At 39.2% G+C, this 23,421-nt stretch carries 28 protein-coding genes; 7 read left to right on the plus strand and 21 right to left on the minus strand.

Annotated elements, in window-relative coordinates:
• Nucleotides 1–15 precede the first annotated feature (15 nt).
• Complete coding sequence (gene pepV, locus AB3X49_RS00685) at nucleotides 16–1,422, minus strand: dipeptidase PepV (RefSeq protein ID WP_367960138.1); 1,407 nt, start codon at nucleotides 1,420–1,422, stop codon at nucleotides 16–18.
• Between the two features lie 357 nt (nucleotides 1,423–1,779).
• Between pepV and AB3X49_RS00690 the strand changes: the two genes are divergently transcribed.
• Nucleotides 1,780–2,001: a DeoR family transcriptional regulator gene (locus AB3X49_RS00690; RefSeq protein WP_000805512.1), complete on the plus strand. Its 222-nt coding sequence runs from the start codon at nucleotides 1,780–1,782 to the stop codon at nucleotides 1,999–2,001.
• Between the two features lie 82 nt (nucleotides 2,002–2,083).
• On the opposite strand, the gene AB3X49_RS00695 is transcribed toward AB3X49_RS00690, so the two are convergent.
• Complete coding sequence (locus tag AB3X49_RS00695; protein ID WP_002034388.1) at nucleotides 2,084–2,812, minus strand: pseudouridine synthase; 729 nt, start codon at nucleotides 2,810–2,812, stop codon at nucleotides 2,084–2,086.
• 41 nt (nucleotides 2,813–2,853) lie between these two features.
• Entirely contained in the window at nucleotides 2,854–4,506 is a 1,653-nt protein-coding gene (locus AB3X49_RS00700; RefSeq protein WP_044444004.1) for a putative polysaccharide biosynthesis protein, read from the minus strand.
• 402 nt (nucleotides 4,507–4,908) lie between these two features.
• Here AB3X49_RS00700 and AB3X49_RS00705 point away from each other — a divergent pair, with 402 nt between their 5' ends.
• Entirely contained in the window at nucleotides 4,909–6,180 is a 1,272-nt protein-coding gene (locus AB3X49_RS00705) for a BaiN/RdsA family NAD(P)/FAD-dependent oxidoreductase (RefSeq protein WP_002034390.1), read from the plus strand.
• Nucleotides 6,181–6,393: 213 nt separating this feature from the next.
• Complete coding sequence (locus AB3X49_RS00710) at nucleotides 6,394–7,836, plus strand: MDR family MFS transporter (protein WP_002112346.1); 1,443 nt, start codon at nucleotides 6,394–6,396, stop codon at nucleotides 7,834–7,836.
• A 39-nt stretch (nucleotides 7,837–7,875) separates the two neighbouring features.
• Here the strand turns inward: AB3X49_RS00710 and AB3X49_RS00715 are convergent, their stop codons facing one another.
• On the minus strand, nucleotides 7,876–8,199 hold the full coding sequence (locus AB3X49_RS00715) for an ArsR/SmtB family transcription factor (RefSeq protein WP_002015665.1): 324 nt from the start codon (nucleotides 8,197–8,199) through the stop codon (nucleotides 7,876–7,878).
• Nucleotides 8,200–8,631 (minus strand): SRPBCC family protein, encoded by a 432-nt coding sequence (locus AB3X49_RS00720; RefSeq protein ID WP_367960139.1) that lies wholly within the window; start codon nucleotides 8,629–8,631, stop codon nucleotides 8,200–8,202. It lies immediately after the preceding gene.
• A 423-nt stretch (nucleotides 8,632–9,054) separates the two neighbouring features.
• On the opposite strand from AB3X49_RS00720, the gene AB3X49_RS00725 reads away from it, so the two are divergent.
• On the plus strand, nucleotides 9,055–9,282 hold the full coding sequence (locus tag AB3X49_RS00725) for a DUF3973 domain-containing protein (protein ID WP_088032246.1): 228 nt from the start codon (nucleotides 9,055–9,057) through the stop codon (nucleotides 9,280–9,282).
• Between the two features lie 33 nt (nucleotides 9,283–9,315).
• Here AB3X49_RS00725 and AB3X49_RS00730 read toward each other — a convergent pair whose 3' ends face one another.
• Together AB3X49_RS00730 and AB3X49_RS00735 are read right to left on the minus strand one after the other, a co-directional pair.
• On the minus strand, nucleotides 9,316–9,498 hold the full coding sequence (locus AB3X49_RS00730) for a sporulation protein Cse60 (protein WP_098542874.1): 183 nt from the start codon (nucleotides 9,496–9,498) through the stop codon (nucleotides 9,316–9,318).
• A gap of 1 nt (nucleotide 9,499) precedes the next feature.
• The gene (locus tag AB3X49_RS00735; protein WP_002089059.1) at nucleotides 9,500–9,736 is read right to left on the minus strand and encodes a DUF2553 family protein; all 237 of its coding nucleotides are present in this window, start codon (nucleotides 9,734–9,736) and stop codon (nucleotides 9,500–9,502) included.
• Nucleotides 9,737–10,016: 280 nt separating this feature from the next.
• On the opposite strand from AB3X49_RS00735, the gene AB3X49_RS00740 reads away from it, so the two are divergent.
• Nucleotides 10,017–10,496 (plus strand): CarD family transcriptional regulator, encoded by a 480-nt coding sequence (locus AB3X49_RS00740; RefSeq protein ID WP_002138692.1) that lies wholly within the window; start codon nucleotides 10,017–10,019, stop codon nucleotides 10,494–10,496.
• Nucleotides 10,497–10,570: 74 nt separating this feature from the next.
• Here AB3X49_RS00740 and AB3X49_RS00745 read toward each other — a convergent pair whose 3' ends face one another.
• The 7 genes from AB3X49_RS00745 to AB3X49_RS00775 form a co-directional block, all read right to left on the minus strand.
• Nucleotides 10,571–11,356, minus strand: a complete 786-nt coding sequence (locus AB3X49_RS00745; protein ID WP_002015659.1) for a glucose 1-dehydrogenase — start codon at nucleotides 11,354–11,356, stop codon at nucleotides 10,571–10,573.
• Nucleotides 11,357–11,368: 12 nt separating this feature from the next.
• Entirely contained in the window at nucleotides 11,369–12,226 is an 858-nt protein-coding gene (glcU, locus tag AB3X49_RS00750) for a glucose uptake protein GlcU (RefSeq protein WP_367960142.1), read from the minus strand.
• Nucleotides 12,227–12,259: 33 nt separating this feature from the next.
• On the minus strand, nucleotides 12,260–12,682 hold the full coding sequence (locus tag AB3X49_RS00755; RefSeq protein WP_367960143.1) for a DUF3888 domain-containing protein: 423 nt from the start codon (nucleotides 12,680–12,682) through the stop codon (nucleotides 12,260–12,262).
• 99 nt (nucleotides 12,683–12,781) lie between these two features.
• On the minus strand, nucleotides 12,782–13,015 hold the full coding sequence (gene moaD, locus AB3X49_RS00760) for a molybdopterin converting factor subunit 1 (protein WP_002089064.1): 234 nt from the start codon (nucleotides 13,013–13,015) through the stop codon (nucleotides 12,782–12,784).
• Nucleotides 13,016–13,017: 2 nt separating this feature from the next.
• Nucleotides 13,018–13,482, minus strand: coding sequence for a molybdopterin synthase catalytic subunit MoaE (gene moaE, locus AB3X49_RS00765; protein WP_002129479.1), 465 nt, complete (start codon nucleotides 13,480–13,482; stop codon nucleotides 13,018–13,020).
• Nucleotides 13,479–14,000 carry a molybdopterin-guanine dinucleotide biosynthesis protein B gene (gene mobB / locus AB3X49_RS00770; RefSeq protein WP_002143449.1) on the minus strand — a complete coding sequence of 174 codons (522 nt, stop codon included), beginning with the start codon at nucleotides 13,998–14,000 and terminating at the stop codon, nucleotides 13,479–13,481. Before mobB ends, moaE begins: the two co-directional genes overlap by 4 nt.
• On the minus strand, nucleotides 13,964–15,253 hold the full coding sequence (locus tag AB3X49_RS00775) for a molybdopterin molybdotransferase MoeA (RefSeq protein WP_367960144.1): 1,290 nt from the start codon (nucleotides 15,251–15,253) through the stop codon (nucleotides 13,964–13,966). The genes mobB and AB3X49_RS00775 overlap by 37 nt, the downstream gene beginning before the upstream one ends.
• An 83-nt stretch (nucleotides 15,254–15,336) precedes the next feature.
• Here AB3X49_RS00775 and moaC point away from each other — a divergent pair, with 83 nt between their 5' ends.
• On the plus strand, nucleotides 15,337–15,822 hold the full coding sequence (gene moaC, locus AB3X49_RS00780; protein WP_002129484.1) for a cyclic pyranopterin monophosphate synthase MoaC: 486 nt from the start codon (nucleotides 15,337–15,339) through the stop codon (nucleotides 15,820–15,822).
• Nucleotides 15,823–15,864: 42 nt separating this feature from the next.
• On the opposite strand, the gene AB3X49_RS00785 is transcribed toward moaC, so the two are convergent.
• The 6 genes from AB3X49_RS00785 to AB3X49_RS00810 all read right to left on the minus strand — a co-directional run bounded on the left by AB3X49_RS00785 (nucleotide 15,865) and on the right by AB3X49_RS00810 (nucleotide 21,718).
• Entirely contained in the window at nucleotides 15,865–16,878 is a 1,014-nt protein-coding gene (locus AB3X49_RS00785; RefSeq protein WP_002067678.1) for a molybdopterin-synthase adenylyltransferase MoeB, read from the minus strand.
• Between the two features lie 16 nt (nucleotides 16,879–16,894).
• Nucleotides 16,895–17,908, minus strand: coding sequence for a GTP 3',8-cyclase MoaA (gene moaA / locus AB3X49_RS00790; RefSeq protein WP_088032237.1), 1,014 nt, complete (start codon nucleotides 17,906–17,908; stop codon nucleotides 16,895–16,897).
• Between the two features lie 175 nt (nucleotides 17,909–18,083).
• Nucleotides 18,084–20,645 carry a BclA-related collagen-like exosporium protein gene (locus tag AB3X49_RS00795; protein WP_367960146.1) on the minus strand — a complete coding sequence of 854 codons (2,562 nt, stop codon included), beginning with the start codon at nucleotides 20,643–20,645 and terminating at the stop codon, nucleotides 18,084–18,086.
• Between the two features lie 121 nt (nucleotides 20,646–20,766).
• Nucleotides 20,767–21,090, minus strand: a complete 324-nt coding sequence (locus tag AB3X49_RS00800) for a hypothetical protein (RefSeq protein WP_367960147.1) — start codon at nucleotides 21,088–21,090, stop codon at nucleotides 20,767–20,769.
• A 20-nt stretch (nucleotides 21,091–21,110) separates the two neighbouring features.
• Nucleotides 21,111–21,335 (minus strand): spore germination protein, encoded by a 225-nt coding sequence (locus AB3X49_RS00805; protein WP_000512595.1) that lies wholly within the window; start codon nucleotides 21,333–21,335, stop codon nucleotides 21,111–21,113.
• A gap of 77 nt (nucleotides 21,336–21,412) precedes the next feature.
• Nucleotides 21,413–21,718: a rhodanese-like domain-containing protein gene (locus AB3X49_RS00810; protein ID WP_000141214.1), complete on the minus strand. Its 306-nt coding sequence runs from the start codon at nucleotides 21,716–21,718 to the stop codon at nucleotides 21,413–21,415.
• Nucleotides 21,719–21,917: 199 nt separating this feature from the next.
• Here AB3X49_RS00810 and AB3X49_RS00815 point away from each other — a divergent pair, with 199 nt between their 5' ends.
• Nucleotides 21,918–22,100: a hypothetical protein gene (locus tag AB3X49_RS00815; protein WP_002015640.1), complete on the plus strand. Its 183-nt coding sequence runs from the start codon at nucleotides 21,918–21,920 to the stop codon at nucleotides 22,098–22,100.
• A 48-nt stretch (nucleotides 22,101–22,148) separates the two neighbouring features.
• Here AB3X49_RS00815 and AB3X49_RS00820 read toward each other — a convergent pair whose 3' ends face one another.
• On the minus strand, nucleotides 22,149–23,273 hold the full coding sequence (locus AB3X49_RS00820; RefSeq protein ID WP_107887346.1) for an alpha/beta fold hydrolase: 1,125 nt from the start codon (nucleotides 23,271–23,273) through the stop codon (nucleotides 22,149–22,151).
• Between the last annotated feature and the right edge of the window lie 148 nt (nucleotides 23,274–23,421).

Raw genomic sequence — 23,421 nt, forward strand, 5'->3', positions numbered from 1 at the left:
TTATTTAAATATCTTTTATTTCGCTAATTCATGAATTGCTTGAGCGTAAATCGCTGTCGCTTTTAATAAATCTTCAATTTCAATGTACTCGTCTTTTTGATGCGCAAGTTCTTCTTTTCCTGGGAATAACGGGCCAAATGCAACGCCAGCTTTCAATGAACGAGCATAAGTACCACCGCCAATTGCTAACAATTCAGCTTTTTCACCAGTTTGTTCTTCATATACACGTTGTAAAGTACGAATTAACATATGATCTTTGTCAACGTGATGCGGGCGAGAGTTAGAATAATCCGCTACTTCAAATCCATGAGTACCAACATATTCTTTTAACTTTGCAATCGTTTCTTCAAAGTTAGTTGTAACTGGATAGCGTACATTTAATCCTAAATTACCACCGTTTTCTTGCGAGTAAGACAGGCGACCAACATTCACTGTTAACGGCCCGCTAATATCGTCTTTATAAGAAATACCAGCTTTTTCTCCCATAATATCACCTGTAAATGTTTCTGTTACAAACGAGGCAAATGAAGCCCCTTTTCCATCAAGAGAAACTTTCGTTAAGAAGTTTACCAATAATAAACCTGCATTTTCTCCCTTTTCCGGAGTAGATCCGTGAGCTGAAATCCCTTTGATTTGCAACGTCACCGTCTTTCCTTCTACAATTGCTTTACCTATTTTTTTAGCAGTTTGTAAATACTCTTCATATGCTACTGTAAGTGTATTTACATCTTCTCCTGTAATAACTGCTTCTGCAAAATCAGGAACCATATTTAAACGACGACCTGACTCAAATGAAATAAGCTTAAATGTGCCTTCTTTCTCTTCGCCACCACTTTGCACAACTTGTATGTCAGAAATTCCTTTTTCCGCATTAATAATCGGAAAATCTGCATCCGGCGCAAAACCGATTGTTGGCATTTCTTCATTTTTAAAATAATGATCTACACACTTCCAATTACTTTCCTCATCTGTTCCTAAAATCATACGAACACGTTTTGAAAGAGGTAAGCCCAATTCTTTAACGATTTTCATCGCATAATAAGCTGCCATCGTCGGCCCTTTATCATCAATTGCACCGCGTGCAAAAATCTTCCCGTCGCGAATATCCGCACTATACGCAGGAGTTGTCCAGCCATCTCCTTCTGGTACAACATCAACGTGACAAAGAATACCTACTAATTCTTCTCCTTGTCCCATTTCAAGATGACCTGCATATCCTTCTAAATTTTTAGAACAGAAACCTTCTGCTTCTCCTTTATGTAACATGAAAGATAAGGCTTTTTCTACACCTTCACCAAATGGTGCGCCCTCTTTCGCAGATTCTTCTTCCCATACACTTTTAATTTGTAAAAATTTTTGTGTATCACGAATTAAATCATCTTTTCGTTTTGTAACTTCTTCTGTCCAATTAATCGTCGACATCACGCATCCATCCTTCACTATATTGTCTCTTTCATCATAGCAAACGAAAATCTCTTATGCCATACATGAAAACCTAATAACGGACAATTGTAATATTTCAGATATTTCTTATTAGTTTTTCTTTTATTTTTTAAAAAAAATTTGCAGGAATTTGGCGTTTTACGTAGAAATTTATGAGTTAGTTGACTGACCAGACATACAATGTCAACTACCAATATTTTTCTATATGAATATTTGTTAAACTTTTGTAAAATTTAAGTAAGTTAAAGCATGAATTTTATCATGTAGAGTACAATGGTAGTAACGACCTTCTTTCCTGAATGGGGTCAAAAAAACTAGTAGAGGAGCGGTTTTCTCTTGAAACCTACAACTACTCGTATGCTAACACGCATTAAATCGATTTATATGTACATCAATGAAAACGGTACGGTAACAACGAAAGACCTTGTAGATGAGTTCGGGATCACACCGCGAACAATACAACGTGATCTAAATGTGTTGCAGTTTAATGAACTCGTGTATAGCCCTTGCCGCGGCAAGTGGACAACGACAGGAAAGAAAGTGAGAATGACCTCATAATAAAAAATAATTGTATGTAAATAAATACATACCCCTTTCTAACTCATTAGAAAGGGGTCTTTTCTATGCTCTGAAATTGGCGTTACTTTTCGTTATCTACTTGATACGTCTTTAACATTTCTACTTCTTCATCTGTTAATTCACGATATTGCCCAAGTTCTAACTCTTCATCTAACATTAAAGGTCCCATCTCTGTTCTCTTTAAATAAACTACTTTTTTCCCTACCGCTTCAAACATACGCTTCACTTGATGGAATTTTCCTTCTGTAATAACGAGTTCAATCTCAGAAATATCATCACTTTTTAAAATTGTAAGTTCGCCTGGCTTCGTTTCATAGCCATCTTCTAAAATAACACCTTTAGCGAATTCTATTACATCCTCTTCCGTTACAACGCCTGAAATGTGTGCATAATATTTTTTCGGCACATGCTTTTTCGGAGATAATAGTTGATGCGTTAACTTCCCATCATTTGTGATTAATAAGAAACCTTCTGTATCAATATCGAGCCTTCCAACAGGGAATGGATCGAAAATCGCATCTTCTAATTCTAATAAATCTATTACTGTTTCGTGGTTATCATCTTCTGTCGCTGAAATAACACCTTGTGGTTTATGCATCATTAAATAAACAAACTCTTTATATTCCACAACTTCACCGTGAATCATAACCTCTTGCTCTTCTACATTCACATGAAACTTCGCATCTTTCACTGGCGTTCCATCAATCTTCACAACGCCGTCTTTCAGTAATTTCTTTACTTCTTTTCTACTTCCGTGTCCCATATTCGCTAATAATTTATCTAATCTCATGTTCTTCACCTTCTTTATTTATCATAGAAAAGGGGACGTATTTACGCCCCTTTTGATTTCAACTTTATTTTGAATCTACTACCAAGTTTACGCTGGATTTTCTCTAAAGCTTCTCCGCCAAATACTCTTTCTAGTACTCCTGTGCGAATCGCCACCAATCCGTAAACAAGACCACCAATACCTGCACAAATCGCAACTGTAATAAGAGCACCAATACGGCCATCAGGCGAAATCATGAAGGATAGAAGCCATTGTGATAGTTTTACAGCAATAACCATTACAAGTGTTAAGACTGCAATTTGGAATGTTCTCTTATATACAACACCAAATGAATAGTGTGCGTGTTTTTTAATTTGTCTATTCGTATACCATACGGAAGCTAAGAAGCCGACTGCAGTAGCCAAAATCGCCCCAACTGTACCGAAATAACGAATAAAGATTACGTTACATGCAAATTTCAAAATAACACCCATCACAAGCGCAACAATCGCATGTTTCTGCTGGTTAATCCCTTGCAGAATTGCTGCTGTTACTGTGAATAAAGCGAATAACAATGCAACTGGCGCATACCACATTAATACTTGTCCACCTAGTGGGTCTGAATCGTAGAAAGCAGTGTAAATCGGATATGCAAGTGTAGAAATACCGACAACTGCTGGCAATGTTAAAAACATATTCGCCTGGAATGTTTGTGTAATTTGTAATTTCAAATAACGGTATTGCTTTTCAGTAAACGACTTTGTAATCGCTGGCACGAGCGTTAAACTAAACGCTGTTGCAAGTGATACTGGAATCATAATTAATTTATGCGTCCACATCGTGAAAATACCGAGTGCTCGCTCTGCGATATCTCCTTGACCAATCGCCTGCATAATAGAGTTAAATGTCAATGTATCAATTTGTTGATATAATGGAATTGTTAATCCAATTACAACGTAAGGGATTGCATATGCAAACAACTCTTTAAACAATTGAGCGGTACTTACCGTCGATTCTGGTACAGTTTGCTCAATTAAATATTGATCCAAATATTTTTTACGTTTTAACCAGTACCAAATTAATACGCCAAGTGCTCCAACTGCTGAAACGAACGCAGCGAATGTCGCAACCCCAACTGCCGTTGCTACTGTACCACCAAGTACTTTAATAACGATGAAACTACCCGCTAATAAAAAGACGATACGAATAATTTGCTCAATAATTTGTGAAACCGTAGTCGGTCCCATCGATTGGTGGCCTTGGAAATAACCACGAATCAAACTTGCTGCCGGCACAACAATAAGCGCAAAACTTACGAGGCGAATAATCGTCGTAACTTCTTCTATCTTATTTTGTAAACTTTGTTTACCAAGCATTGCTTCTGCAAATAATGGTGCGGTCATGTACAGTACTAAGAAGGAAAGAACTCCTGTTACTATCATCATAACCATTCCCGAGCGGAACATTCTCCGGCTCGTTTTATAATCTCCAAGGGCATTATATTTGGAAACAAACTTAGAAACAGCAAGCGGCACTCCTGCCGTTGCGATACTTAAAAATATCGTATATGGAATGTATCCATATGTATAGAGCGTTCCGCCTTCTGTGCCTACTAATGCATGAAACGGAAAAACGTAAATCATGCCTAAGAACTTTACTAAAAATGTCCCTAACGTAACAATAAGCGTTCCGCGCAGAAATTTTGAATCGGACATACAAAAATCCTCCTACATCTACATAAAGTGAAACTATAATTAGTTGAACTAATCGGGCTTTTACGGGCAGTTTATCTCCCACCTAACTTCTTTGCTCTAGCCGAATTTTGAGGTGGGAGTTTTACTGCCCGTTAATGCGGGATAAAGTGAAACTATAATTAGTGGGAGACCCCCCTCCTACTAATCATTCGAGCATTTACGGACCTTTTTAACTCCCTCTTTACTTCTCATAAATCTTAAGATAGTAGTCTTATTGCCCATAAATAGCAGGATAATGCTGAACTCTAACTTTTGTATTGTACCACAATTCTCCTCTTAAGCAGTACTTCACTCTATTTTTCTTTTAAGGGAAAACATGCTATTCTTTTAGGCAGGAAATGTAGAAAATGAGGTCGATATATTATGCATTATGATGTTATTGTCATCGGCGGCGGTCCTTCAGGGCTAATGGCTGCAATCGGTGCTGCTGAAGAAGGCGCAAGCGTCTTACTTCTTGATAAAGGAAATAAACTAGGACGTAAACTTGCGATTTCTGGTGGTGGTCGTTGTAACGTAACAAACCGTCTACCACTTGATGAAATCGTTAAACATATACCTGGAAATGGTCGCTTCTTATACAGTGCTTTTTCTATTTTCAGTAATGAAGATATTATTACATTCTTCGAAAATCTCGGTGTACAACTGAAAGAAGAGGATCATGGCCGCATGTTCCCAGTATCAAATAAAGCGCAATCTGTTGTAGATGCACTGTTAACACGATTAAAAGACTTAGGTGTGAAAATACGTACGAATACGCCTGTCGAAACGATTGAGTATGAAAACGGTCAAACGAAGGCTGTTATTCTGCAAACAGGTGAAGTGTTAGAAACGAATCACGTCGTTATCGCTGTTGGCGGAAAATCTGTTCCTCAAACTGGTTCTACTGGAGACGGATACGCTTGGGCTGAAAAAGCTGGGCATACAATTACAGAACTTTTCCCAACAGAAGTACCAATTCTTTCAAACGAACCGTTTATTCGTGACCGCACATTACAAGGTCTTGCTTTACGAGATGTAAACTTAAGTGTATTAAACCCAAAAGGAAAAGTTATCATTTCTCATAAAATGGACATGCTTTTCACTCACTTCGGCCTATCTGGTCCTGCTGCTCTTCGCTGTAGCCAATTCGTTGTGAAAGCGATGAAAAAGTTTAAAACGAACACAGTGCACATGAGTATCGATGCATTGCCAGAAGAAAATAGTGAGCAACTGTTCCAGCGCATGCTGAAACAAATGAAAGAAGATCCGAAAAAAGGAATTAAAAACGTTTTAAAAGGCTATGTTCCTGAACGTTACTTCCTATTCTTATTAGAAAAAAATGAAATTGACGGTAGCGAACAAGCTGGACAAGTTTCTCATGAGAAGATTCGCGCACTTGTGAAAGACTTTAAAGAATTTACCGTCCATGTAAATGGTACGCAGTCAATTGAAAAAGCATTCGTTACTGGCGGAGGGGTATCCGTTAAAGAAATTAACCCGAAAGAAATGGCTTCGAAATTCACGAATGGTTTATACTTCTGCGGAGAAGTTCTTGATATTCACGGTTATACTGGCGGCTATAACATTACATCTGCCCTTGTTACTGGCCGAATTGCCGGAACAACAGCAGGACAAAATGCGAAAATGCAATACTAAAAAAAGAAACAGGGACTCCTGTTTCTTTTTTTAGTATGTTGAAATAGCAAAGCAGTACACGAAATTATATTGGCGATACTTTAAATATATCGACCGTTTCTTCAAAAATATCCCTTCCTCCTAACTTCCCATTGCTTTTTTGTTGCTTTATATACCTTAGTACCTTTATATTTTATATTGTTGAATATTCGAAAAAGGGTAAGGGGAAAACAAATGAGAAAAAAAGTCATGATGTCTTTAATGCTAATGACGTTTCTTTCTGCTGTAGAAGGAACGATTGTTAGTACAGCGATCCCTCGTATAACGAGTGATTTGTCAGGTGTCGAACTTGTTAGTTGGGTATATGCAATCTATATGCTTGCAACAGCTGTTTCGACTCCAATATACGGAAAGCTAGCTGATTTATTCGGCCGTAAAAAAGTTCTGCTCATCGGAGCAACAATCTTCTTAATCGGTTCTGCACTTTGCGGAGTCGTTACATCAATGGAACAATTAATCTTCTTCCGTGCTCTTCAAGGTATAGGGGCTGGTGCTGTTATGCCGATCACAATGACGATTATTGGAGACCTATATAGCGAAGCGAAAGACCGCGCGAAAGCACAAGGCTGGATGAGTGCAGTTTGGGGTGTATCTGGTGTTATTGGGCCGTTAGTAGGTGGATTTTTAGTTGATTCTCTTTCTTGGCGCTATATTTTCTTCTTAAACGTTCCTTTTGGAATTATCGCTTGCTTAATGTTTGCCACTTCTTATAAGGAATCTGTTAAGTCCGCCGCTAAGCAACATATCGACTATCTTGGTGCGACAGTTTTCTCATTAAGTACAATTGCTTTACTATACGCATTATTAACAGGTAGCAGTAAGCAAAACTGGGGAGACATTTCAATTATCGGCCTATTAATCTTTGCCGCTGTTTCATTCATTATTTTCTTATACATCGAGAAAAAGTCTCCGGAACCATTAATTCCGCTAGCACTTTTCTCTAACCGTACATTATCTACAATAAACATACTAACACTTATTGCTGGCGCAATGATTATTAGTATTACAGTGTATCTTCCAATTTGGAGCCAAGGTGTTTTAGGAAAAAATGCGACAGAGGCTGGACTCATTTTAATGCCGATTCCTGTTATGTGGACATTCGGTGCGATGTTCTCCGGTAACTTAGTTGGCAAGTTACAAACGAAACAAATTATTTTACTTGGAGCTAGCATTTTATCAGTTGCTACTTTCTTATTATTTACATTATCAACAGATTCACCATCATTCCTTATTTATGTTGCAGTCGGATTATTCGGCTTAGGAATGGGGCTTGTTACACCAATTTACATGGTAACAATTCAAGCAGCTGTACCGGCCCATACGCGCGGAACGGCAGTTGGTTTAAATACATTTATTAATACATTTAGTCAAACACTAGGTGCTGCAATCTTCGGAACGATCTTCAATACGATGATTCATGCACGTGGCATTAAAAACCTTGATCTTGTTTCTTCTGGCGGACATGGAGGGGCTACAGCAAACGTAGCAACCGAGTCACAATCCGCATTAGCATCAAGTGTACACGTCATTTATATGAGCACTTTCGTATTAGCGGTATTCACATTAATTATCGCTTGGATCCTATTAAAGCCAGCTAAACAAACAAGTGAACAATAAAAAAGGATGACCATTTTGGTCATCCTTTTTGCATAAAATCTACTCTTCATTCTCCACAATATGTTTAAGCACGGACAATTTATTATCCCAAAATCGTTCATAGTACGAGAGCCACTGCTGTAATTCCTCTAATGGTTCTGGGTGCAAACGATATATCTTCTCTCTTCCACTCTTTCTTCCACTCACTAAATTCGCTTCTGAAAGAATATGAAGGTGCTTTACAACTGCAGTACGGCTCATCGGAAAATGATCCGTTATTTTTGAAATTGGTAACTCTTTATCACTTAATAACCGTAACACTTCTCGGCGGGTTGGATCAGCAATTGCTTGAAATACATCATATTTCGCTGCTGACGAGGACACTTAACCTTCGACAACCTTTTTCAGTTTTTCATTTACAATCGCTATCCAGCCACCATTCATTCTATCGCGAATAATAGAGCTCTTCGCATTCGCTTTCGGAAGGATTTCATCAGGATGTTTCCAGCCGCCGTGAATTAACGTAAATTCTGTTTTATTATCTCCTAGGTCTTTCAAATTAAATGAAACAACCCAGCCATCTGTGTCCCATGAGAAAGATAAATAATTCGGCTCATCAATCTCTAACACTTTACATGGTGATGGTCCGAAAGGTGATTGCACATGAAACTCATGTCCTACCGCCAAGTCGAAATCATTTGGCATAAACCATGACGCAATTCCTTCTGCAGTCGATACTACATTCCATACTTTTTGAATAGGCGCGTTAAAAACGATTGTTTGTTTAATATCATTTAATGTATTTTGTTGTTCCATTTTATTTCTCCTTTATTCGGCATTAAAATATAACACCTTTTAGTTTCACATTAACAATATAACACCTTTTGGTTTCATGTCAAGAAAGACTCTTTTTCACTGTTGAGAAATTCTCAACATTTTTTCAACAGGACAAACACCCTCTCACCATTCCTTCATAATATACTCACAAAGGCAATGAAAAATAGAAAATTCCCTCAATATGAAACTCTATCACTCCTATTGAGAGAAGCGCCTAACTTATCTCATCTGTACTTCGCCTCTCCTCCTCCCCTCGGGGACAATACGCGAGATATGTAAAAATCAGAAGGAGTATGCCCGCCATTTGGGTAGGTAGTTATTTCTCTTCTCCTCAACATTTCCTTAGGAGCGAAATGACTACCTCCCCACTTTTTTAAACAAAATAAAAAGGAGATGAAAGCTATGTTCTATTGCATTAACTGTTCTGAAATTCACCATGAAAAACACCCGAATGATAAAGTTTTCAAAAACGGTTTTTATATTGATCCATTTTTAGGTGATCGTTATCACCTCGGTATGTGCACTGATGCTCAGGAGCACGAAGCAGGAAAAGTTCTTTTAACGGAAAAGAAAATCGGCGCAACACAATCTATTATGAGTATTTTACCGACACATGTTGTCCCAACGTAAAGCATAAAAAAGAGCTGGCTCCCCAGCTCTTTTTTATGTTTTATAAACAATCATCGCTGAAAAACAATAAATTTGATTTTCATCATCGTTAATTGAAACACCAACTTGATACTTTATATCTACAAAATTTCCATCATCAATTTTTTTCAAAAATACATTTACAGCGTCTTCTAAGTCTTTTTCATGACTTTCATCAAACACTTTCACACGAATCATGTTAACACCATCCTAGATCGCAGCCCTCCGCCGCTTGTTTATTGCCACGGTGCGTATCTATGATGCGATAAAACTTTCCATCTTCATATATATATCCGTCTTCTAACACATATTGTTTATCTTCAGTATAGACATAAAACTTACCTATCATAAACTTACTCGTATATAATTCCAAATAATCTTGCCTAAATTTGGCTACAACTTTATTTGTAATATCAATTCTAATTGTGCGCCCCACCTTCTCTCCCTCCCTTGCAAAGAACGGATTTAGGTATATTGTATTAGCGATTTTATATTTTATGCTTAAAAATAAGTGGATATGCCCTCTTTCTGCGCCTGTACTATTTTTCTAAAAAAATCCCCCCTATTTATTCAACTTATAAGAGCAAAAAAACAAACAAAAAAACGACTTTTATATATTGACTACAGCATATCAGATGTGATATTATATAAAATTTTACATTTTTATCCTAGTATGTTATCATTAAAAGTAGTTACCACATACGGAGGTGGATGATTTGTTTCAAATTGGTGATAAAATCGTTTATCCAATGCACGGTGCAGGAATCATCGAAGCAATTGAAGAGAAAGAAATATTAGGCACTACGCGTCAATATTGTGTTATACGCATCATTAGTAAAGATATGCAAGTAATGCTTCCGATGAATCAATTACAAAAATCAGGTATACGTTATATCGTCGATAAAGGTACGTTAGATGGTATACTTCTTGAATTTCATCATGGGGAATCAGACCCCTCACTCTCTTGGAAACAAAGATATACAATGAATATGGAAAAAATGAAGAACGGCAATCTTCAAGATAGTGCAGAAGTTGTTCGTGATTTACTTCGTCGCAATAAAGAAAGAGCATTAAATGCGAGCGAAAAACAAATGCTAGATAATGCGCGTAAAATGGTTATTAGTGAAGTTGCGCTCGTACAGAATGTTTCAGAACATCAAGCAACAGAATTTCTTCAAGAGACAATCAATCATTAATTTTAAAAATAGCCGACCGCTATTTTTTTTTGCGTAAAAAAGGCCAAAGAGTTAAATCTCTTTGGCCTTTCATATTACCCACGCCCCGCTTGAAACGATGGGTATAGAGTCATTCCACCATCTGCAAATAACGTAATTCCAGTTACGTAACTTGCCTCTGCTGAAGCAAGCCACGTTGCTACTGCTGCGATTTCTTCAGGTTTTCCAATGTACCCCATTGGAATCATACTTTCTACGTCGTCACGTTTTTTCGGGTCAGCAAATTTTTCAGCATTAATTGGCGTATTAATTGCACCAGGACCAATATTATTTACCCGAATACCTTTTGGTGCATATTCTAACGCTAACGTTTCTGTCATAAGCTTAATCCCTCCCTTACTAGCCGCATAATGCACAAATAATGGCCACGGGATTTTCTCATGAACACTAGACATATTAATAACCGAACCTTTAATATCGTGTTCCACAAAATATTTAATCGCTTCACGACTTCCTAAAAAAGCACCTGTTAAATTTGTATGAATTACTTTATTCCAATCCTCTAACGGCATTTCATGCGACGGTACCGCGTTTTCTATCCCTGCATTATTAATCATAACGTCGAGCGTACCAAACTCTTTCACAGCAGATTGAATGAGATTCACAACATCTGCCTCGACCGTCACATCACCTTTTACAGCAATCGCTTCTCCACCTACCTTTTTTATTTCTTCTAATACATCGTTCGCTTCTGACTCTCTTGAGCGATAGTTAATAACAACTTTCGCCTTCTCTTTAGCAAATCTTACTCCCATGGCTCTTCCAAGACCAGTTGCTGATCCTGTAATAACGACGACTTTCCCTTCTAAATCACTATACATTTTAATACCTCCTTAACTTTTCGCAATCCCCAGCATAATTCCAGCTGCAATGATAAAAACGATACCAATAACAATCCCAATTAATTGACGCTTCGTTTTCCTTTCACCTAATATAAAGATCCCGCCAAGCGTCGAAATAATAATTCCCATTTGTGAAAGGGAAAAACTTGTTGCGACCCCAACTCTTGGCTGCGAAATGAATAAAAACATATTTCCAGCTGCCCAAATCAATCCTGGAAGAATATTTCGAATCGCATATTTATTGAATGGATGATGTTTAAATGTGAGTAAAATCCCGCCTAATACCATACCGACCGCTTGTGGTAATAAAGCCGACCAACCGTTCACGTTAAATAACCGGATAACTACTACGTAAACTAAATAACCGACTGTTGAAATTAATAAAATAATAATTCCTTTTTTAAGATTTCCTGCTTGCTCTGCATTCTTTTCTTCTTTACTTTGAAGCGATGTTAAAATAACCCCGATAATAATACAAACGAGCGCCAAAACTCCAAGAACGATCGATATCGTCGTTGACCATTCATGAAACACGATAACCCCAAATAATGTTGTCGCGACTAATTGCAGCCCTGTTGAAATCGGCATCGTTCTAGAAACACCCATTAAATCAATACTTTTTAATTGATTCGCTTGACCAAGTGCCCAAAATAAGCCAGATACAATTCCAACTCCAATAACGGTCGGAGTTAATACCGGCTTCATAAAAATATAAACGACAATTGAGAAGATAAGTGCACCGAACGTTGTACCGAGCGTTTGACTATACGGTCCCCCGCCCAGTTTCACGTTAAATAGCACAATACTCCCCCAAAATATAGCTGGTAAAATCGCTAAAAGTATATCCATCGCTCATTACCTTTCTCTACAAAATGTCATAGGTTATCGCTCTAAATCATTAGAGTGAGCTTTTATTTTTTCGTTTTTTCGTGCACAAATCTTTTCTACAATAGCACCAGAAACATTCTTTTCTCGCTCCACTTTCTTTATCTTTATGTGATCTAAATTGTCTTCCAAAGTAAGTTTAACTTTATCATTCGGCGGATTATGTGCCCCTTGAAATGTAAGAAATTGTATCGTAACTTCAAACCTAGGAACAAACTCATCTTTCTTGCCTAGACGCTTTATATTTGTAACTGAGTCACATTCATATTGATCTTCTGTCACTTGCCTTATAACCGAGTAATATCGATTCAGTAACGCACTTTCTAAAAGCTGTTCCGTCGATTCTTTTGCCAAAGAATTGCTTGGAGAAAAGAAAAAAACAGAACATATCATTGCAATCATTACAAATATCTTTTTCATAACTTCCTCCTTTTCCTATAAGATAGTGTTCTCCAAAATGCCATAAAAAAACGACTTTCCCTATTTAGGAAAGTCGTTTTTCATAGCATAAATCCAATATTAACCACCACTCACTGGTGGTATTAGTGCAACTACATCACCAGTGTGTATCGTGTCATCTTCATTTGCGTACTCTTCATTAATAGCAACCATAATTGGCGCTGACACTGGTACATTATATTCTTTCGCAACAATATCTTTTAACTCTGCAACAGTAATATTTTCTTTCTCTATTTGTAATTCACTCGTTCCTGCTTCTTCTTGCAAGTTCGCAAATAACAATACTCGAATCATATTTATAACTCCTTCCCAGGCTCTCCTGCTGGATATGGTGTTTTTTCTAATTGGTCACCAATCCATGAGTCACCATCTTCCCAAAACTCCTTTTTCCAGATTGGAACAATTTGCTTAATACGCTCCATAATATATTCATTCGCTTCATAAGCCTCTTTGCGATGAGGCGTTGATACAGCAACAACAACCGCTATATCAGAAATTTGCAGCGTGCCGATGCGATGCGTAATCGCAACATGTGTACCGGGCCACTTCTCCTTCACTTCTGACCCAATTTTCTGTAGCATCTTTTCTGCCATCGTCTTATAAGCTACATACTCTAAGTATAGTGTACGACGCCCTTTCGTAAACTCCCTAACTGTCCCGATAAATGTTGTAACAGCACCACATTCACGGCGAACTACTTTCTTTGTCACCTCTTCAATCGAGATTTCTGTATCAATTACTTCATAATACGTATTTATCATTTTGCACCCCTAGCCGTTTGTAAAAACCAGTCTATATACAATTTTTCTTCTGTTATATGAAATACTTTATATTCTTCTCGTACATTTGACGAAGCATCATACCACGTAATAACTGCCGCTATATTTTCTACTTTATGTAAAAGTTCAGCGTCTTCCGCAGAACGAAGTAACACTACTTTCGGATAGTTCTCAGCTTTATAGCCCTCTATTAAAATCGTATCTACTTCAAAAAATTCGTACAAGCGGATAATTTCTTGCAAGGACCATTCATCTCGCAAAGAGGACAAAGATAGTAATCCAGCACCTTCTACACTACTTACTACAGCACCAGCTTTTCGGTGTCTTTCACTATCTTTTTGCGCTACTTCAGGAAAGCCCCCGTGACCATGATGTTTAATTGTAGCAACCTTCATTTCTCTTTCAGCTAATGCATGTACCATCTTCTCTACAAGTGTTGTTTTCCCGCTATTTTGATACCCTACTATTTGTAAGATTGAAGAGGCTTTGCCCACGGCCAATCACTTCCCTCAGAGCATTCTAACAATAATACAGATACTTTCATTCCTACTTCAAATCCTCTCGTCCCTCCAGGCAGCACGATAAAAGCATTTGCATCCGCAAGTGAAGAGACTGCACTCGATTTATCTAAACCGACTGGCATCGCTTGTAGTGCCCCATTAACAATACTCGCTTTTGCTCTTACAAAACGAGTAAACGGATTTGGTTTCGGGAAATCTTTTTGTAAAATAGCATCAGTTCTATATACGTGAGGCTCCTTCACATGCAAATACGTTTTCATAATTGGATGCACAAATAATTCGAAACCTACATAACAAGCTGATGGATTACCTGATAAACCAAAGAGTAGCTTTCCATCAACTTCAGCTACTGTCGTTACACTCCCCGGTCTCATCGCTATTTTATTAAAGAGTACATTCGCCTGTAACCTTTCATAAATAGCTGGCAAATAGTCGTAATCCCCTACTGAAACACCGCCCGTTGTAATTAAAATATCAACCTCATCCATCGCTGATTTAACAGCTGTAAAACATGCATCTAACTCATCGGCAAGTTGCCCACAGTAACGCACTTTCCCGCCAGCTTTCATAATTTGAGCAGCAATCATGTAAGAGTTACTATTTCTAATTTTTCCTGGCTCTAACGCCTCATGCACTTCTAGTAATTCACTTCCTGTCGTTACAATACCGACAACAGGCTGTTTTACAACTTTCACAGTGCTATATCCAAACGTCGCTAATAATGCGGCAACACCTGGATTGATTACAACACCTTTCTTAACGAGAACTTGATTTTGTTTTATATCTTCTCCTTTAAATGACACATTGTCACCGTTTTGGAAAGGACGTTTTAACTTCATATATGTACTTTCGTTCCTCTCGAATCCTTCCGTCAGTTCTAGCATTACGACTGCATTGCAATCTTCTGGAATAGCTGCTCCTGTCATAATACGAACCGCCTGAAAAGCCCCTACTTCTTCTGTAAAAACAGATCCTGCTCCGATCTCTCCTATTACTTCAAATTCAATCGGCTGCTCTTGACTCGCTTCCTTCGTGTCTTCTGCTCGAATTGCGAAACCATCGTAAGGAGAACGATCAAAGTGAGGAACATCGTGATCTGAGACAACATCCTCTCCAAGAATCCTCCCATAACTTTCTGTAATAGAAACTTCTTCTACTTCACCATGCTTAGCATATTTCATAACCCGCTCTACAGCCTCAGCAACTTGAATCGGGATTCGTTTTTCTACCATTGTTTCTCACCTCATATTTGCAAAATATCTAATCTCGATTACACTTTATATATTAAATCGCAATTACTTCAAGGAGGAATTCCATGTCTTCATTCACACATTTCAACGACCAAGGGCGCGCTAAAATGGTTGATATAAGTGACAAAAAAATAACCGTTCGAACAGCAATAGCATGCTCTAGCATTCTCGTTACAAAAGAAATTTTTGATAAAATCTCACGCAACGAAATTGGTAAAGGTGACGTATTAGCCGTCGCACAAATCGCAGGTATTATGGCTGCAAAACGTACTTCTGATATTATCCCAATGTGCCATCCTTTATTATTAAAAGGTGTTGATGTCTCTTTCGATTGGAAACAGTCAGAAGAACAATATCGGCTACTTATTGAAGTAAAAGTTAAAACAGAAGGTAGTACCGGCGTTGAGATGGAAGCTTTAACAGCTGCTTCCGCTACCGCTCTTACTGTATATGACATGTGTAAAGCCGTTGATAAGGGTATGATTATTGGCGAAACGTACTTACTTGAAAAAACGGGCGGAAAAAATGGAGATTATATTAGAAATTCTTAATCCTACCTTTTCCATTTGAACCTAAAGGATTCCCCTTTAGGTTCAACCTATATATCTTGCATATAGTCGTTTCGCAACATTCATATCATTCGTACCATGAATAAACGCCCTGCCATCTGTAAATAAAACAAAACGATATTCTTCCACTGGAAATGATAATAAATACGGCGTTGCTTTTACATCCACACTTTTTTGTAAGCGCTTTTTAATTTCTTCTAAATTAAAACCCTGACGCACACCTGGACGGATTTGAACTGTATTTCGCCCACATAATACTTCTGTTTTCGTTTGTGCTTCAAATGTTAAACTCGGATATGTACGTAACTTTCCACAAGATAAACATGTATCCTTTTTCTGTCTATTCACTTTAAATGCCATCTGCTGATTATTCCAAAGATCAAATGATAGCATCGTTTCACGAAGTGCCTCAAAATCTTCTACTAATATTTTCAAGGCTTCCGTTATTTGATGTGCAACTACTAATTGCACTGCTGGCTGTATAATACCGGCCGTATCACATGTCGCTCCGCTCGCTGGATGCTCCATTAAACATCGAAAACACGGCGTTTTTCCTGGCAAGATTGTATAAGTTACTCCGTAGCTTCCAACGCATCCTCCGTATATCCATGGAACGTTATACATCTGCGATATATCATTAATAAGAAGGCGCGTTTCAAAATTATCTGTCGCATCTAATATTAAATCTACACCTTTAATTAATTCTTCCATTTCTTGCACCGTTACATCAGTCACAACCGGTACAATTTCTACTTCGGAATTAATTGCCTTTAAATGTTCTGCTGCCGCTATTGCTTTCGGTTTATAATGCTTTGCATCTTCTTCTGTATATAATTGTTGCCTTTGTAAATTACTCCATTCTACATAATCACGATCCGCAATTGTTATTTTTCCAACACCTGCTCTAACAATTGCTTCTGCATTCGCTGCTCCGAGTGCACCAGCACCGATAACGAGCACATGCTTCCCTCTTATTTTCCGTTGCCCTTCTTCCCCAACACCAGAAAATAACATTTGTCTTGAATATCGCTCTTGCATACGACATCCCCCTTTCTTATCCTCCTATATAAGACATTTCAATTTTCGGACGATTTTTCGCACTTTCTTCTGTCCGTTCATCCGAATACCTATCTTTTCTATTCACCCACACATCTTGTATAACGCTTAATAACTCATCATCCGAAAGATTTCCTCTAAGAAGTTTCCTTACATCTAATCCTTCTGTCGCAAATAAGCAAGTATAAAACTTTCCATCTGCTGAAATTCTCGCTCTCGTACAAGAGGAACAAAATGACTCAGAAACAGAAGTAATAAAACCGACTTCAACATTTGTTCCAACGTACTGATATCGCTTCGCAACTTCACCGAAATAATGCGCTTCAGCTGGCTCAAGCGGATACACTCTATGAATCATCTCGATCAATTCTCGCTTTGTAACCACTTGATCGAAATTCCATCCATTCGTACTACCAACATCCATAAACTCAATAAACCTAAGCGTGATTCCTTGCTCTTTAAAATACGCAGCCATTGGAAGTACTTGATGATCGTTCATCCCTTTTTTCACAACCATATTTACCTTTACTTCCAGCCCCGCCTCTTTCGCTGCTTTAATTCCCTTAATCACAGGTTTCGTATTAATATTTCGACCATTAATGTTCCTAAATATATCGTCATCTATTGCATCTAAACTAACATTTACTCTATGTAATCCAGCTTCTTTTAATGCCTTTGCTTGTTTCGTTAAATGAATAGCATTTGTCGTTAATCCTATATCTACTAATCCATCAATTTTCACGAGACGTGCAATAAGTTTTGTTAAATCTTTACGAAGCAGTGGTTCGCCACCAGTAATTCTAATTTTTCGTACACCGATGCTAACAAACACTTTTGCCAAACGCTCAATTTCATCAAACGTTAGTAAAAACTCATCTTTCAAAAAAGCATAATCAGGCCCAAATACTTCCGCTGGCATACAATATGTACATCTAAAATTGCAACGATCAATGACAGATATGCGTAAATCTTGAAGTGGGCGTCCAAAAAAGTCTTTAACCTTCTCCTGCATCGCCACCCTCCCTTTCTGCCAAATTTCTCTCTTTTCATTCTATTATAATATATTTTCGAACTGCGATGTTTTTGCTAAGGTGAATAAAGTGAAACTTTACTAACCAATTAGACTATCTACAAGTAACGAGATAAAAAAACCTTGAAACATAAAAGTTCCAAGGTTTTTTTGCTTATTAACTTAATCTAATAATAGTTAGAGTAGCTCCTGGCGTTGTTGTAGATAATGTAGCTATTGCAACTAATCCAAATAACTGCAGACTAATAGCAGCTCCAGCAGGCAAGTTAGCAATTATTGGTGCACTAAATGAACCAGTAGCCACTGCCGGGGAGTTTATCGTTCCCGCAAGCGGACTGCCATTTACAGTTATACGAGAACTTACAAGTAATCCTGCCGTTAAATTAATTGTATAGGCTATATAATAATTCCCTGCATTCGCAACTGTAAATACAGTATTTCCACCACTAACAGTTATTCCTGGTCCAATATTTTGATTGTTCGGTAATGGGATATTCGTACCACCTAATAAAACGGAAATAGCGGTTCCTGATGTATTATTCGCAAATGCATACGTTGCAGTTGTACTAACTCCAGTCACCCCGGTCGCTCCTGTCGCTCCCGTTGGACCTTGAATTCCTTGTGGGCCTTGTGGGCCTGTTGGACCCGTGTCCCCGGTTGGGCCTTGTGGACCTTGTAAACCTTGCACACCTTGCGGACCGGTTGGACCTATTTCTCCTTGCACACCTTGTATTCCGGTTGGGCCTTGTGGACCAGTCGGACCTTGCACCCCTTGTATCCCTTGAATTCCCTGTGGGCCTTGTGCTCCGGTTGCACCTGTTGCCCCTTGTATCCCTTGTGGTCCTTGACCTCCTTGGATTCCTTGAGGACCTGTTGGACCTTGGATTCCTTGCGGGCCTTGAATTCCTTGCGGACCTTGATCTCCCGTGGCTCCCGTTATACCTTGGATCCCTTGTGGACCTTGAACACCTTGCGAACCGGTTGGGCCTATGTCTCCTTGTACTCCTTGTATTCCTTGTGGACCCTGCAGCCCCGTTGCTCCGGTTGCACCAGTTACTCCAGTTGCTCCCGTATCTCCTACTCCTCCCGTTACACCTGTCGCTCCTGTCGGACCAGGTAGTCCACCGGATGGACCTGTCACTCCCGTCGGACCTGATGGACCTGTTGGGCCAGTCGGTCCGGCTGGGCCTCCTGATGGACCCGTTACACCTGATGGCCCCGTTACTCCAGTTGCTCCTGTAGTCCCTTCCCCTGTCGCCCCTGTTGTACCCGTATCTCCAGTTACTCCTGTCGGCCCTTGGATTCCTTGGATTCCTTGGATTCCTTGAATTCCTTGTGGGCCTTGCACCCCTTGCGCACCCGTCGGTCCTTGAACTCCCTGTGGACCCATTGGACCTGTTGGACCTATATCCCCTTGAGTACCTTGCACTCCTTGCGGGCCCTCTGGACCTGTTGCTCCTATATTCCCCTGAACACCTTGAACTCCAGTTGCTCCTTGTGCTCCGGTTGCTCCTGTTATACCTTGAATCCCTTGTATTCCCTGAATGCCTTGTGGACCTTCTGGACCTGTTACTCCTATTGGTCCTTGAATTCCTTGGATTCCTTGTGGGCCCTCTGGACCTGTTGCTCCAGCTGGTCCTGGCACTCCTTGTATTCCTTGCGGACCCTGAAGTCCTTCTGGGCCTGTTGGTCCTCTATCACCCATTGGCCCTTGAATTCCTTGGAATCCTTGTGAGCCTGTGTCCCCGGTTGGACCAGGTACCCCTTGAATTCCTTGTGGGCCTTGATCTCCTGTTGCTCCGGTTATACCTTGAGGTCCTATGGCCCCTTGTATACCTTGCGGACCTTGATCTCCTGTTGCACCCGTTATCCCTTGAATTCCCTGAACCCCTTGGATTCCTTGTTCACCAGTTACTCCTGTCGGACCAGGAATACCTTGAATACCTTGCGGACCTTCTGGACCCGTTGGTCCAATTGGCCCTTGAACCCCTTGGATTCCTTGCAGGCCCTGTGCTCCTGTTTCTCCTGTACTTCCACTCGGTCCACCTCCTGGCCCTGTCGCACCAGTTGCCCCAGTCGGACCTGGAGGTCCTCCAGATGGGCCGGTTATCCCTATTGGACCTGTTATTCCAGTCGGACCACTAATCCCCTGACCAGTCGCTCCGGTTGCTCCCGTATTTCCACTCGGTCCTTGTGGGCCTTGTATCCCTTGAGCTCCTTGTATTCCTTGTGAACCTGTTGCACCCGGTACCCCTTGCACTCCTTGAATTCCTTGAGGTCCCTCTGGCCCGGTAGCTCCAATCGGCCCCTGTAATCCCTGTATCCCCTGTATACCTTGTATACCTTGTGCCCCAGTCGCTCCGGTTGGACCAATTGGACCTTGTAACCCTTGCACTCCTTGAGGTCCTGTCGCTCCAGTTTCTCCCTGTGGTCCCCTTAATCCTTGTGGTCCCTGCTGTCCTTCTGGTCCTGTTGCACCCATTTGTCCAGCTGGTCCTTGAATACCTTGCACTCCTTGAGGTCCTGTCGGGCCCATCGCCCCCATCGGACCTTGAAATCCCCTTGGTCCTTGTGGGCCAGTCGGGCCTTGTGGACCGGTTGGACCAGTAATCCCAATGCCAGTAAATCCCGTTGGAACGGGGGGAAAAGTAGGTCCAATAAGATTCGGTGAAATTCTGAAATTAGAGTTTAATGAATTTTGTCTATCGCGCTCTTTCACACTTTCACCACCTACACACCATCTTTTTTACTTTAAACAAACCTCTTCTTCTTAATATGTATTTACAAAAACAATCTCAAAGACTATTTTTATTTTAAATAATAAAAACTCCCTTAATTCCTTAAGGGAGTCCAGCAACTGAATCCATATTATCTGTATTAGGGACAGCTTGCGATATACTCGACACATTTGTACCTTGCCCCATATTTGTTCCCGTTACAGTACCAGCAGGGGTACCTCGTGTATAGGTTGTCGTCACCGAATCTCCCGGTTGTAAACAAAGCTTCGTCTCCGTCCCTATTACTGTAACAACGTCAATCCAAGTGCACCCCATTGAACCACTATACGATTTCGAAGCAGTAAATGAAGTATCACTCAAATTATCCCCTGTAAATATATTCCCAGTATTATTAACGATAATAAATTCTTTAATACGTGCAGGCATACTTACACTCTACCTTTCCTTTATGCACCTAATGTACGTGTACTCGTCGCTAATGGCGGAAGAAACACTGATGTTCTAATCACAGCTTCTGGCTGTCGTTTCCCATTTAAAAAAACAGCCGCACTCGATCCTCCAGCACCAGCATATATTTTTGCCACAGCTAAAGGTGAGATATCATAACAGTCGCCAACATTAACAGCTCCTGTATTATTTATAATTTTTACTTTACGCATGTTAATTCCCATTTCGCCTCCCCCTTTTGTATACTGTATGCAAAAGAAAAAAACTTGAAACAGACTCGTTTCAAGTTTTTAACAATTAACTATTTCGTTTCACCTTCATATTGAAGCATACCGCCAACCATATTCACCGTTTTAAATCCTTGCTCATTTAAATAATGGCATACATTTTCACTACGCATTCCCGAACGGCAAATAAAGATATATTCATTCTCTTTCTCAAAGAAATCTACTTTATTTGGAATATCGCCCATTTTAATATGTACAGCTTCCGGAATTTTCCCTGCCGCAACTTCTTCATCTTCCCTTACATCTACTAAAAATAATGTTTCTCCATTTTCTAAACGCTCTTGCACTTCTTCTGTAGTAATTGTTTTTACTTCTGTCATATGTAGTTCCTCCTTATATACAATAAAACCTTCAGTTTCTTCTTTAAACAATCATTTCTCATCAATTTTAGCATGCGAAGGAAGGAACGCAAAGAATGGAACATTTATTTCTCAATTTCCCGGCAAAACTTATTCTTTACAAACATAACTGGCGCATTGTATCCTCAATATACTTGTTTGATGAAAGGAGCCAGTTAAAATGACACTTTTTCTTTTCATTATGGGCATCATTTTCTTAGTTTTTGCAGTTATTGCTCTTAGTATGAAAAATAATAAAAAGATAAAATCCCCTCAAGAAATGTCATTCTTATTTCTATTACTTAGTATAGCTTTCTTCGGTTTATCAGTCGCTTCATATATTTTCCGTCTGCAAATCATGTAAAAAAAGGTGCCTACTATAAATCATGCACCTTTCCACATTAATTATTTCCTACACAAAACTAGATACTTTCCGATTTAAAAACTCGTAAACTTTCTTTTCAAACAAATGAACATCTAATGCCCCAGCCATATGCCCATTTATACTTTCTATCTCATACACTTCTGCATATTTCCCCTGTTTTTGCAAAATGTCTACCATTTTATAATTATAACGAGGTGGCTGAAGTAAATCTTGTTTGCACGGAATCATGAGTACATTCGCTTCTATATTAGAAAGAGCCTCTTCTAAAGAAGAAAATCCATGCGCAATATCATGTAATAAGACTGCTTTCGCAGTGTACATCCACGAATTTGCATCTACTAAATCTATACTTTTGCACGTCACTTTATTAATCTCTTTCTCAAATGATGTTAATGCAGAAAATTCCTGATAAGGTGCCATTTCTATACTGTTCCGCGGGAATGCCATTTCATAAAAATGTTCATCAAACGCATTCATAAACATCATTCGATTTGCTAAATGAAGACCCTTCGTTGGCTGCTCTTCTCCATACTTTCCACCTTTCCAGTTTGGATCAAGCTGAATTGCTTCAATCGCATTTTGCGCTACATTTCCCGACGTTATAATTGGATTTTGTGGATTCGTAATAACTCCAATCACTCGCTCTACCATATGAGGATAGTGAACAGCCCATTGCTGCGCAATCATCCCACCTGCCGACGGTCCCATTACAGCATGTAACCTAGAAATCCCCATATCTGTTATTAACTCATATTGCATGCGTGCTACATCTAAAAATGTGAAGACTGGAAAATCCATCGCATACTCAAAGCCAGTCACCGGATTTATCGATTTTGGTCCCGTTGTAATTACGTAGGGGTTCTTCACCTGTACATTACAAAGGTTATCAGTACATATAACGAAATATTTATTTGTATCAATTGCTTTCCCAGGTCCAATTAATCCATCCCACCAACCAGCTTCCTCATCATGCTCTGTATATTTTCCTGCCGCATGACTTGTTGCACTAAAATAGTGACAAACCAAAATCGCATTTGATCTTTCTCTATTTAAAGCACCATACGTCTCATACCCCATTTGAACAGGAATTTCCCTACCATTTTCAAACACAAACTCTTTTAAAACAAATTTCTCCTTTTTTACAATTTGCATAGACTCACCTTCTTCCCATCATATTATGAACTGCTTACTAAAGGATTTTTTCTATACAAACCAATCTCCTCCTTCTTTTCATAAATAAATGAATAATATACAAAATTAGCCACAAAATAGCACTATATTACAAGATCAAAGAGGGCAT

The organism is Bacillus sp. C30, from assembly GCF_040838255.1.
GTDB lineage: Bacteria > Bacillota > Bacilli > Bacillales > Bacillaceae_G > Bacillus_A > Bacillus_A mycoides.